Origin of the sequence: Amycolatopsis sacchari (assembly GCF_900114035.1) — a bacterium.
Classification (GTDB): Bacteria; Actinomycetota; Actinomycetes; order Mycobacteriales; family Pseudonocardiaceae; genus Amycolatopsis_E; species Amycolatopsis_E sacchari.
This window is the reverse complement of the sequence record NZ_FORP01000012.1, coordinates 48,744-61,016: the sequence shown is the minus strand read 5'-3', so window position 1 is coordinate 61,016 and position 12,273 is coordinate 48,744. Positions and strand designations below refer to the sequence as shown.

7 protein-coding genes are annotated in these 12,273 nt (G+C 70.8%); 2 read left to right on the top strand and 5 right to left on the bottom strand.

All coding sequences use genetic code 11. The features are described 5' to 3' along the window. Nucleotides 1–19: 19 nt before the first annotated feature. The 5 genes from icmF to BMZ92_RS20385 form a co-directional block, all read right to left on the bottom strand. Complete coding sequence (gene icmF / locus BMZ92_RS20405) at nt 20–3,253, bottom strand: fused isobutyryl-CoA mutase/GTPase IcmF (RefSeq protein ID WP_091510028.1); 3,234 nt, start codon at nt 3,251–3,253, stop codon at nt 20–22. Nucleotides 3,254–3,375: 122 nt separating this feature from the next. Continuing rightward, nucleotides 3,376–3,987 (bottom strand): GTP-binding protein, encoded by a 612-nt coding sequence (locus BMZ92_RS20400; RefSeq protein ID WP_177228788.1) that lies wholly within the window; start codon nt 3,985–3,987, stop codon nt 3,376–3,378. Next, nucleotides 3,968–4,750 (bottom strand): DUF742 domain-containing protein, encoded by a 783-nt coding sequence (locus BMZ92_RS20395; protein ID WP_091510026.1) that lies wholly within the window; start codon nt 4,748–4,750, stop codon nt 3,968–3,970. The genes BMZ92_RS20400 and BMZ92_RS20395 overlap by 20 nt, the downstream gene beginning before the upstream one ends. Nucleotides 4,751–4,757: 7 nt before the next feature. Further along, nucleotides 4,758–5,201, bottom strand: coding sequence for a roadblock/LC7 domain-containing protein (locus BMZ92_RS20390; RefSeq protein WP_091510023.1), 444 nt, complete (start codon nt 5,199–5,201; stop codon nt 4,758–4,760). Further along, nucleotides 5,198–9,460, bottom strand: a complete 4,263-nt coding sequence (locus BMZ92_RS20385; RefSeq protein WP_091510021.1) for a sensor histidine kinase — start codon at nt 9,458–9,460, stop codon at nt 5,198–5,200. Before BMZ92_RS20385 ends, BMZ92_RS20390 begins: the two co-directional genes overlap by 4 nt. 901 nt (nt 9,461–10,361) lie before the next feature. Between BMZ92_RS20385 and BMZ92_RS20380 the strand changes: the two genes are divergently transcribed. Next, nucleotides 10,362–10,661, top strand: a complete 300-nt coding sequence (locus BMZ92_RS20380) for a DUF485 domain-containing protein (RefSeq protein ID WP_425425835.1) — start codon at nt 10,362–10,364, stop codon at nt 10,659–10,661. A 4-nt stretch (nt 10,662–10,665) separates the two neighbouring features. After that, entirely contained in the window at nt 10,666–12,264 is a 1,599-nt protein-coding gene (locus tag BMZ92_RS20375) for a solute symporter family protein (RefSeq protein WP_091510017.1), read from the top strand. Nucleotides 12,265–12,273 lie beyond the last annotated feature (9 nt).

Below are 12,273 nucleotides of genomic sequence, written 5' to 3'. Positions count from 1 at the left end.
TGCGGGCCGGTGCGACCCGCTACACGTTCCGGCGGTACTGACCGCCGACCTCGAAGAACGCGTCCGTGATCTGGCCCAGCGTGCACACCCGCGCCGCGTCCATCAGGACCGCGAACACGTTCTCCCCGCTCGTGGCCGCCTCACGCAGCGCCTTCAGCGCCTGCTCGGCCTCCGCGCGGTGCCGCTGCTGGAAGTCCCGCACGCGCCGCAGCTGGGACTGCTTCTCCTCCTCCGTCGCGCGCGCCAGCTCGACCTCGACCTCGTCGTCCTCGGGGTGCGGGTTGCGGAACGTGTTCACCCCGACGATCGGCAGCGAGCCGTCGTGCTTGAGCCGCTCGTACAGCATCGACTCGTCCTGGATGCGGCCCCGCTGGTAGCCCGTCTCCATCGCCCCGAGCACGCCGCCGCGCTCGGAGATCCGGTCGAACTCGGTGAGCACGGCCTCCTCGACCAGGTCGGTCAGCTCGTCGATGATGAACGAGCCCTGCAGCGGGTTCTCGTTCTTCGACAGGCCCCACTCCTTGTTGATGATCATCTGGATGGCCATCGCGCGGCGCACCGAGTTCTCCGTCGGAGTGGTGATCGCCTCGTCATAAGCGTTGGTGTGCAAGGAGTTCGCGTTGTCGTACAGCGCGCACAGCGCCTGCAGCGTCGTGCGGATGTCGTTGAAGCTCATCTCCTGCGCGTGCAGCGAGCGGCCGGACGTCTGCACGTGGTACTTCAGCTTCTGCGAGCGCTCGTTCGCGCCGTAGCGCTCCTTCATCGCCGTCGCCCAGATCCGCCGCGCGACGCGGCCCAGGACCGAGTACTCCGCGTCCATGCCGTTGGAGAAGAAGAACGACAAGTTCGGCGCGAAGTCGTCGATGTGCATCCCGCGCGCGAGGTAGGACTCGACGTAGGTGAACCCGTTGGCGAGCGTGAAGGCCAGCTGCGAGATGGGGTTCGCCCCGGCCTCCGCGATGTGGTACCCGGAGATCGACACCGAGTAGAAGTTGCGCACCCCGTGCTCGATGAACCACTCCTGGATGTCGGCCATCATCCGCAGCGAGAACTCGGTGGAGAAGATGCAGGTGTTCTGCCCCTGGTCCTCCTTGAGGATGTCGGCCTGCACCGTGCCGCGTACCTGCCGCAGCGTCCACTCCCGCAGCTCGTCGAACTCCTCCGGCGTCGGCTCACGGCCGTGCTCGGCGCGGAAGGCGTCCACCCGCTGGTCGATCGCGGTGTTGAGGAAGAACGCGAGGATCGTCGGCGCGGGACCGTTGATGGTCATCGACACCGACGTGTTCGGCGCGGTCAGGTCGAACCCGTCGTAGAGGGCCTTCATGTCCTCCAGCGACGCGATCGACACGCCGGAAGTGCCGACCTTGCCGTAGATGTCCGGCCGGGTGTCCGGGTCGTGCCCGTACAGCGTCACCGAGTCGAAGGCGGTGGACAGGCGCTTGGCGGGCGACTCCGCGGACAGGTACTTGAACCGCCGGTTGGTGCGGAACGCGTCACCCTCCCCCGCGAACATGCGCGCCGGGTCCTCGCCCTCGCGCTTGAACGGGAAAACGCCCGCCGTGTAGGGGAAGTAGCCGGGCAGGTGCTCACGGCGCAGGAACGACAGCAGCTCGCCGTTCTCGGTGTAGCGCGGCAACGCGACACGCGGGATCTTGTTGCCGGACAAGGTTTCCCGCCACAGCTGGGTGCGCAGTTCCTTGTCGCGCACCTTGAACACCAGCTCCTCGCCGCGGTAGGACTCCGCCAGCTCCCGCCAGTGCTCCAGCAGCCGCCGCGTCTCACCGTCCACACGCGACTCCGCCTCGGCGAGCAGCTCGGAGATCGCGGTGGTGTCCGCGTCCACCTTCTCCAGCGCGGCCTTCGCCGCCGCCAGCTGGTCGCGCTCGCGGACCGCCTCGACCTGCTCCTGCGTGTGCCGGTGGTAGCTCCGGACGGTGTCCGCGATCTCCGCGAGGTACCGCGTGCGCGACGTCGGGATGATCGTGCTGGCACCCGTGGACACCTTGCCCTCGACGCGCGGCAGCGTGCCCGCGGCGACCGGAAGCCCCTTGTCCGCCAGCAGGTCCCGCAGGAACTGGTACAGCGATGTCACGCCGTCGTCGTTGAACTTCGCCGCACTGGTCCCGAAAACCGGCATGTCCTCGGGCGAGGCACCGAACTCCTCGCGGTTGCGCACCAGCTGGCGCGCCACGTCCCGCCGCGCGTCCTCCGCACCGCGGCGCTCGAACTTGTTGATCGCCACCGCGTCGGCGAAGTCGAGCATGTCGATCTTCTCCAGCTGCGAGGCCGCGCCGAACTCCGGCGTCATCACGTACAGCGAGTGGTCGACGTGGTCGACGATCCCCGCGTCGCCCTGGCCGATACCCGGCGTCTCCACGATCACCAGGTCGTACCCGGCGGCCTTGCACGCCAGGATCGCGTCGTCGAGACCCTCCGGGATCTCACCGCTCGTGGTGCGCGTGGCCAGGGACCGGAAGTACACCGACGACCCGAGCGAGTTCATCCGGATCCGGTCGCCCAGCAGCGCCCCGCCACCGCGGCGGCGCGTCGGGTCGATCGCCAGCACCGCGATGCGCAGCTTGTCCTGCTGGTCCAGCCGGAACCGCCGCACCAGCTCGTCGGTCAGCGAGGACTTGCCCGAGCCACCGGTGCCGGTGATGCCCAGCACCGGCACGCTCCTGTTCGTGGCCGCCTCGGCGATCCGGGCCCGCCAGTCCTCGTCCAGCACCCCCGCCTGCAGCCGCGTGATCACGCGCGCGAGCGTGGGCACGTCACCGGCGAGGAGGTCCTCCGGCGAACCGGCCTGCCGTGCCGCGAGGTCGAAGTCGCACTCGCGGATCATCAGGTTGATCATCCCGGGCAGCCCCAGCTGCAGGCCGTCGTCCGGGGAGAAGATCCGGGCCACCCCGCGCGAGTGCAGCAGCTCGATCTCGTCGTGCACGATCACGCCGCCCCCGCCGCCGTACACGCGGACGTGGCCGGCGCCGCGCTCACGCAGCAGCTCCACGAGGTAGGAGAAGTACTCGACGTGACCGCCCTGGTAGGCGCTGATCGCCACGCCCTGGGCGTCCTCGTCGATCGCGGCCGTCACGACCTCGTCGACCGACCGGTTGTGCCCGAGGTGCACGACCTCGGCGCCCTGCGCCTGCAGGATGCGGCGCATGATGTTGATCGAGGCGTCGTGCCCGTCGAACAGGCTCGACGCCGTCACGAACCGAACCGGGTGCACAGCTTCGTACAGGGACGCGCTCATGCCCCCAAAATACTCGGACTTCCTACTGTTTTACACCCGAGCTTCAGCGTGACGTGGGCCACTGGGATTTTCCGGGCAGGCGACAGGCCGGGCGCGCTCCGCACCCGGTGCCCGTTGCCGCGTCAGCGGGCGTTGGCCGCCCGCAGCGAGATCCACTGCCGCATCGCGTACTCGACCAGCGTGATCAGCGTCTGCTTGGTCGACTCCCGGTCCCGCGCGTCGCAGCGGACGATCGGGATGCCCGGGTCGATGGCCAGCGCCTCACGCACGTCGTTCAGGTCGTGGTGCAGCACGCCGTCGAACGTGTTGACGCCGATGATGTACGGCAGCCTGCGGTCCTCGAAGAAGTCGACCGGCGCGAAGGAGTCCGCGAGCCGGCGCGTGTCCGCGAGCACGACGGCACCGATCGCCCCGCGCACGAGGTCGTCCCACATGAACCAGAACCGCTGCTGACCCGGGGTACCGAACAGGTACAGGATCAGGTCCTCGTCCAGCGACACCCTGCCGAAGTCCATCGCCACGGTGGTGGTGGCCTTGTTCGGGGTGTTGTCGAGGTTGTCGATGCCGCGGCTGGCGTCGGTCATCATCGCCTCGGTGGTGAGAGGCACGATCTCCGACACCGACCCGACGAAGGTGGTCTTGCCGGCGCCGAAGCCACCGGCCACCACGATCTTGGCCGAGGTCATGGTCTGCGGCGCGGCCGGCCGCGGTGCTTTAAAGCCGACGGAGTCCACTCAACACCCTTTCCATCAACATGAGATGCGCCTCGGCGTTGTCACTGCCGGACACGGTCTTGTGCACGGTGATCAGACCGGCGTCGGCCGTGTCGCTGATGAGCACCCTGGCCACGCCGACCGGAACCCGCAGCAGTGCCGCGATTTCCGCGACCGAACGTGGCTTCCGGCATTCTTCCACTATCTGGCGGTGCTCGTACTGCATCACCAGCCCCGCGTCGAGGCGGGCGGCGACACCGTCCTTCACCGAGACCAGCGTCTCCAGTTCCAGCGCGTAGCTGGCCTTCGTCCGTCCGCCGGTGAGAGCGTACGGGCGCACCGCCGCGGTCTCCTCGTCGAGGGGCGCCGGCTCGGGCCGCTCGGGCAGCGCCGGGCCGCTGTTGGCCACTGCGGGCTCGAAGAAGCCGGTGCCGAAGTTCGTGCCCCGCGCCGGTTCGAAGTACCCCGACCCCTGGTTCGGTTCGAAGTACCCCGACCCCTGTTGCGGCGCCTCGAAGTAGCCCGAGCCCTGCTGGGCGGGCGGCGCCGCCGGGGGCTGCAGCACCGGGGGTTCGTACCCCGGTGGCCTGCCGGGCGGTGCCGGCGCGGGCGACGGCACCGGAGCCGGACCGGGCGCCGGCTCGTCCTGCGACGCGGCCGGCGCCTCGGCCTCCTCGGTCTCCTTGGCCTTCTTCCGCTTCCGGCGGGCACGGCCGGAATCCAAGGTGAAGCCGTTGAGGACGTCCGCGAACGTCGCGTCTTCGTCCTCCGCGGGAGGGGTCATCGCGGCATCATCCCACCGGTTCGCCGATCAGGGGACCCCCGGAACCCTGCAGCTGCGCGCGCAGTTCCGGGGTGAGGATCTGGCCGACGCGGTCGACCAGCATCGTCATCTCGTAGGCCACCTGCCCGATGTCGCAGTTGGGCGCGGCCAGCACGGCCAGGCACGAGCCGTCGCTGATGGACATCAGCACCATGATGCCCAGCTCCATCTCCACCACGGTCTCGTTGACCGCACCGGCCTCGAAGCAGCGCGCCGCCCCCTGCGTGAGGCTGACGAGACCGGAGGCAACCGCGGCGAGCTGGTCGGCACGGTCGAGGGGCAAGCGGTTCGACGCGGTCAGCAGCAGCCCGTCGGCCGACACGACCACCGCGTGCGCGACACCGGGGACGCGCTCGGCGAAGTCGTTGACCAGCCATCCGAACTGGTTCTGTTGTGGCTGCGGCGAGGTCATTCACCCTCCATCGTTTCGTGATCAGACTCGGCCGGCTGACCCGTGCGGTGCCGTCCACGCCGGACACCTTGCTGGAAACTGTTCAGCCTGCCGCGCACATCCTGCGGGTCGCGCTGGGTTCGGGGGCCCAGCCCGCCCGTGGAAGACGCACTGCCCGGCATGAGTTGTTCACCACGACGGCGGCGCGGCAGTCCCGCCGCCGTGTAGCTCGCAGGAGCCGTCTGCGACAGCGCCTGCACCGCCTGCCAGCTCTCGTCCGCCGCAAAGGACCACGCGGACTCCCCGGCACCGGGGACGGGCTCGGCCTCGTCCTGCCGCCTGGGCAGCGGAGGCTGGCCCTCCTTGCCGAACTGCGGCTTGCGCCACAGGAAGGCACCCGAGGTCTCGGCAGGATCCTCCGGCGGTTCGAGCCGCCGGGGCGGCTCGACGCCGGGGCGGCGCTGGGGGAGCTGGTCGGCGTCGGTCCCGGCCTGCGCGGCCGCCGGCTGGCGGCGGGGCAGGGAGCCGTCACTGCCCGGCCCGCGCTGCGGGAGGCCGGAGTCGCCCGGCTGGGGCTGCGCGAGGCCGTTCTCACCGCCACGCCCGCGCTGCGGAAGACCGGTGTCACCGCCCGGCTGGCGGCTGGCGTCCGCACCCGGCTGGCGCTGCGCGAGGCCGTTCTCACCGCCACGCTGGCGCTGCGGGAGGCCGGAGTCGCCGCCCGGCTGGCGCTGCGGGAAACCGGGAGCGACGCCCGGCTGGGGCTGCGCGAGACCGGAGTCGGCGGCGGGCCGGCGCTCCGCGGCACCGGGGTCGGTGTCGGCGGGCCGGCGCCGCTGGTCGAGGCCGTTCTCCCCGCCACGCTGACGCGAGAAAACGCTTTCACCACGCTGCCGGCGCGGGAGCGAGCCGTCCTCGCCCGGCTGGCCGCCGAAGAGGCTGCTGCCACCCCCGGTCTGCGGGGGCTGACTCCGCAGCTCCCCGCCGGGCTGCCGACGCGGCAGGCCACTGTCCGTCGTCGGCTGCCGCTGCGGCAGACCGCCCTCGGCACCCTGCTGCCGCTGCGGCAAGCCACCCTCGGCGCCCTGGCGTTCGGCTTCGGCGCCCTCGTGCGGGGCCGCGCCGGGCTGCCGCCGCGGGAGGCCGCCTTCCGCGCCCTGCTGACGCTCGGCGCCCGGCTGCCGCCGCGGCAAGCCGCTCTCCTGCTGCTCGGACGCACCGCTCTCGGCGCCGGCCTGCCGCAAGGACGCATCCCCACCCGGACGGCGCTGCGGCAGCTCGCCCTCCGGGGAAGCGCTTTCTGCACGGCGCTGCCGCTGCGGCAGCCCACCTTCGGCCGCGCCTTCGCCGCCCTGACGGCGCTGGGGCAGCGCATCCGCTTCGGCGGCGGCCGCCTGGTCGGCGTCCGGCCACGCCTGGCCACCCTGCTCGGCCTGCGGCCGGCGCTGCAACCCCGTGGCCCCGGCGGACGGCGCCGCCGACTGCGCGTCCCCGGTCTCGGCAGGTTGCTCGCGGGCCGCGTGCCGGGCCCGGCTGATGCCCTGCTGGAAGCTGCTCAGGCGACCGCGGATGTCCGCGGGGTCGCGGGTCGGCAGTGCGGGCGCCTCCGGGGAAGCGCTTTCCGGCGAGCGCGGCGCGGCCGTGCCCGGCGCCACGCTGCCCGGCATGAGCTGCTCGCCCCGGCGGCGCTTCGGCAGGCCCGACTCGGTGAAGCTCGTGGGCTCGGCCTGAGCCGCGGCCTGCACCGCGCGGAAGTTCTCGTCGACCGCGAAGTCCCAGCCGGTGTTCGCCTTGGTTTCCTCGGCCGCTTCGGACTTCCCGGACTCGGCGGCCTTCTCGGCCGGCTTCGGCGCGGGCTTGTCGCTGCGGAACCACGCCGACAGCGTCTCGTCGAAGATCGGGGTCGTCTCACGCGGGGTGGGCGGCGGGGGCGGCGGCGCGGGTTCGGCCGCGGCCGCGCTCCACCACTCCGTCAGCGCGCCGGAACTCGTGTTCGCCTCGAACAGCGCCTTGCCCGCGGGCAGCGCGCCACCCGGCAGGTCGGCCGGGGACGACGGCGCCTCGGGCAGGTCCTGCTCGTCCGCCGGGATCGGGTTGAACAGCGCCGTCCCCGACACCTCGAGGTCCGACGGCGGCCGCGGCGGCAGCATGCCCGTGTGCCCGTTCTGGCTCCACGGCCCCGGCACGGCGGCACCGTCGCCGAGGGTGCCCGACGTCCCCGCCAGGCTGGTCAGCGCACCCGCGCGGCCCGTGCCGTTGACGGTGCGGCGCCGCGCCAGCGCCGGGTCCTGCGGCTGTGGGAGCGGCGCGGGGGGCTCGGCCTGCGGCAGGCCCATCACCAGCTCCGCCGGCACGGTCACGGTCGCCCGCACACCGACGATGTCCTTGCCACCGTGCAGGGCGACGCCGATGCGGTGCCGCCCCGCGAGGCGGCCGACCACGAACAGGCCCATCCGGCGCGAGGTCGCGAGGTCGACGGTCGCGGCCTCGGTCAGCCGGGCGTTCGCCTCGGCGACCTCGGCCTCGTTCATGCCGATGCCCTTGTCCATGATGTCGACGACCACGGCACCGTTGTCCGCGACCCGCGTCGACACCGTCACCTGCGTCTCGGGCGCCGAGAACGCCGTCGCGTTGTCCAGCAGCTCCGCGATCAGGCGCATCAGGTCGCTGGCCGCGTACCCGACGATCCGGCCCTCGGGCGGCGGCTGCACCACGACGCGCTGGTACTGCTCGATCTCCGACACCGCGGCGCGCAGCACGTCGGCGATCGAGATCGGCTGCCCGGAGCGGCGGCCCGGCTCGGCGCCGGAGAGCACCATCAGGTTCTCGTTGTTGCGCCGCATGCGGGTGGCGAGGTGGTCGAGCTGGAACAGGGTCGCCAGCTGGTCGGCGTCCTCCTCGTCCCGCTCCAGCCGCTCGATCAGCTGCAGCTGCCGCTGCACGAGGCTCTGGCTGCGGCGCGAGAGGTTGACGAACACGCTCGAGTAGCCGGTCCGCATCGCGGCCTGCTCGATCGCCAGGCGCAGGGCCTGGCTGTGCACCGCGTCGAACGCCTTGGCCACCTGGCCGATCTCGTCGCCGGTGCCGACCTCGACGGGTGTGACCTCGGCGCTCTGCTCGCGCCCCTCCTGGATGTTCTGCACGGCGGCGGGCAGCTGCCGGTCGGCGACGTCCAGCGCGCTGCGGCGCAGCAGCCGCAGCGAGCGCAGCAGCTGGCGGGTGATGAGGAAGACGACCGCGGCGGTGACGACGAGCGCGGCGAACAGCAGCACGGCGAGCAGGCCGGCGTCGGTGCCGGAGCTGTCCACCAGGTCGGCGGAGGTGGTCGCGACCTGGTCGCCGAGGCGGCCGCTGACCGCGCGCAGCGAGTCGACGACCGCGGTGGAGACCGCCGTCCACTGCTCACCCGAGATCGCTTCGAGCGCGTCGCCCACGGTGACGCCCTGCGCGGCGAGCACGGTGCTCACGAGCCTGCTGCGGGTGTCGAAGTCCTGCCCGGTGACGGTGCGGTCGAAGTCCTGCCCCTGCGCACCGGTCGCGGCGGCGCGGAAGTCCTCGAGCCGGTCGGCGAGGCGCACCTCCGCGGTGCGGAGCTGGTTCAGCTGGGTCGGGGTGAGGCTGCTGCGCGCGATGCCGTAGGTCACGAGCACCTGGGAGGTCGAGACCTCCTCCTTGGCGACCTGGAGGTCGTGCAGCGCGTTGGCGGTGCCGCTGATCGACGGGTCACCCATCCCGGCGACGAGCGAGGTGTCGAGGCCCAGCAGCGCGGTGGTCATCGCGGAGTACGCGTCGAGCGCCTGCACGGAGTCGAGCTGCCCCGCGGCGACCTGCTGGCGGACCTCACCGAGCCGGGCCAGCGCGTTGTTGCTCGCGGTGCCGGGCGCCGCCACCGCGTTGTCCACCTGCGTCACCCGCGCGGTGTCGGTGGCCAGCGGCTTGAGCGCGGTGTCGGTCGCGGCGCGGGCCGCGTCGAGTTCGGGGGAGCTGCCGACCGTGCCCTGCGTGAGCAGCGCCGCGGTGCGGGTGCGCTCCTGCTGCAGCGCGTCGACGAGGGCGCGCACGTCGGTGCTGAGCACGACGAGCCGGTCGATCCGCTCGAAGTCGGTGGACCGCTGCACCTGGTTGCTGATGGTGATGCCACCGAGCACGAGCGCGATGACGATGGGGACCAGCGTGACGGCGGCCAGTTTGACGGAGATGCTCCAGTCCCGCCATCTGGTGATCGCGCGCCACTTGGCGGGCCGCCTCGGCTGCTGACCCAGGAGCTGTCCCACCGGCACTTGGCCTTGTCCTGCAACGGTCACGAAGGTGACTCCCTGTCCGGCATCTCGTGTGCGCGTCCTGCGACGTTCGTCTGTGCGTGGCCCGCGGGCCGACGGACGCCGTCCCCGGCCGCGTCGACCTGCTGCTCCCGGTGCCCCTGCATGATGCGATGTGCACCGATGCCCGGACAAGATCGGTTACCTTCGATCACAGCGAGTCAACGTGGCCAGAGGAGCTTACACCAATGGGTAGCATCGGGACCCTCCCGCAAAAGGGGGCGCCGACCTGCGGAAATACCCGTTGTGACAGGGGGTTGACCGCCGGGTGCGCGGGTCGGCGCCCGGAGCCTCCGATTGCGTGACGGCCCTGGTGAGACCGCTTTCCTCCGCTTTCACCCACATAGCCCAGGGGTGGCCGGGAGAGCGGGGAAAAGGCGCACTGACCGTACGCCGGGCGCCGGAGTTACAGAAGAATAACGCCCGATCTTGTGGCTTCCGCGGGCTGCTGAACAGGCCGGATTTCCCCGCCAACAGGGCAAATCGGACAATAATTCTCCACTTCACGCTCCGAATTGGTGAGCAACTCACCTGTCACTCGATTCGGTGGTGGTAGCGCTTTCTGACTACTAACAGTGAGACCGCCAGCAAGCGCTTTCTGCCGCGGCTAGCCTGAACGGCCCATTCCTCCTGGTGAAAGCACTAATCGGTGCTCACGCAGTGAACCCAGCCTCCCGCAAGAGCCGTAGTAAGCCGTGGCTAGCATGTGCGGCTCAAAGGTTCGCCAGCTCGCTGGGAGGCAGCCATGCAGAACGTCGTCCAGAATCCAGCGACGAGAACCTCCGCCCCGGGCCCCGGTCAGGCGCCGGCGTTGTTCGGGGCAGGCGAAGAGGCCCCACAGCCTCGCCCGCGTGCCACGACCGTGGACTACGAAGCGATCCAGCGGAGTCCGGAGTTCACGACGTTGCGCGGCCGGTTCCGCCGGTTCGCGTTCCCGATGACCCTGCTGTTCATCGCGTGGTACCTCGGGTACGTGCTGCTCGCGGCGTACGCGCACGGCTTCATGAGCACCAAGGTCTACGGCGAGATCAACGTCGCGATCGTGCTGGGCATCCTGCAGTTCGTCTCGACGGCCCTGATCACGATCGCCTATCTGCGGTTCGCCAAGCGCAGGCTCGACCCCCAGGTCGAGGTCGTGCGGCAGCAGGCAGGAGTCCAGTAACCCCATGTTCACCACGTTCGCGGCGGGCAGCAGCCCCGACAGCAGCAACCCGATCCTCAACACCTCGGTGTTCGCGATCTTCGTCGCGATCACGCTGTTCGTCGTGTACCGGGCCAGCAGCGGGAAGTCGTCCCGGGCCGACTACTACGCGGCGAGCAGCGCGTTCACCGGCCGCCAGAACGGCGTCGCGCTGTCCGGTGACTTCCTGTCCGCCGCCTCGTTCCTCGGCATCGCCGGCGCGATCGCCATCAACGGCTACGACGGCTTCCTGTACTCGATCGGCTTCCTCGTCGCCTGGCTGGTCGACCTGCTGCTCGTGGCGGAACTGCTGCGCAACACCGGCCGGTTCACGATGGGCGACGTGCTCAGCTTCCGGATGAAGCAGCGCCCGGTCCGCGCCGCCGCGGCCACGTCGACGCTGGTCATCTCGCTGTTCTACATGCTCGCGCAGATGGCCGGTGCCGGTGCGCTGATCGCGCTGCTGCTCAACGTGCACAGCCGGTTCGGCCAGTCGATCGTGATCGCCGTCGTGGGTCTGGTCATGGTGTTCTACGTGCTGGTCGGCGGCATGAAGGGCACGACGTGGGTGCAGATCATCAAGGCCGCGATCCTGATCCTGTCCGTCGTGCTGATGACGGTGTTCCTGTTCGGCAAGTTCGGCTTCAGCCTGTCGAACCTGCTGTCGCAGGCCGCCTACCACAGCCCGCTGGGCGAGCGGCTGCTCGAACCGGGCGCGCAGTACGGCAAGAGCGGCGTCACGAAGCTGGACTTCCTGTCGCTGGCCGTCGCGCTGATCCTGGGCACGGCGGGCCTGCCCCACGTGCTGATGCGCTTCTACACCGTGCCGAACTCGCACGAGGCGCGCCGCTCGGTGGTGTGGGCGACGGCGTGCGTGTTCGTGTTCTACCTGTGCACGCTGGTCATCGGCTTCGGCGCGACCGCGCTCGTCGGTGCCGACGAGATCAAGGCCGCGCCCGGTGGCGAGAACTCGGCGGCGCCGCTGCTGGCGCTGCACATCGGCGGCACGGTGCTGCTCGGCATCATCGCGGCGGTGGCGTTCGCGACGATCCTCGCCGTGGTCGCCGGCCTGACGATCACCGCTTCGGCGTCCTTCGCGCACGACGTGTACGCGAACATCTTCAAGCGCGGCAAGGCGGACCCGGTGGACGAGGTGCGCGTCGCGCGCCGCGCCGCGCTCGGCATCGGCGTGCTGTCGATCCTCGGCGGCATCCTCGCCAACGGCCAGAACGTCGCGTTCCTGGTGGCGCTGGCGTTCGCCGTCGCCGCGTCGGCGAACCTGTCGACGCTGCTGTACACGCTGTTCTGGAAGCGCTTCAACACCACGGGCACGCTGTGGGGCATGTACGGCGGCCTGATCTGCTCGGTGGTGCTGGTGATCTTCTCGCCGGTCGTGTCCGGCGGGGCGACGTCGATCATCAAGGGCGTGGACTTCCACTGGTTCCCGCTGTCCAACCCCGGCCTGGTGTCGATCCCGTTCTCGTTCCTGTGCGGGTTCGTCGGCACGCTGATCGGCCGCGACAAGGCCGACGAGCGCAAGCAGGCCGAGATGGAGGTCCGGTCGCTGACCGGCATCGGGACCTGACAACCTGGG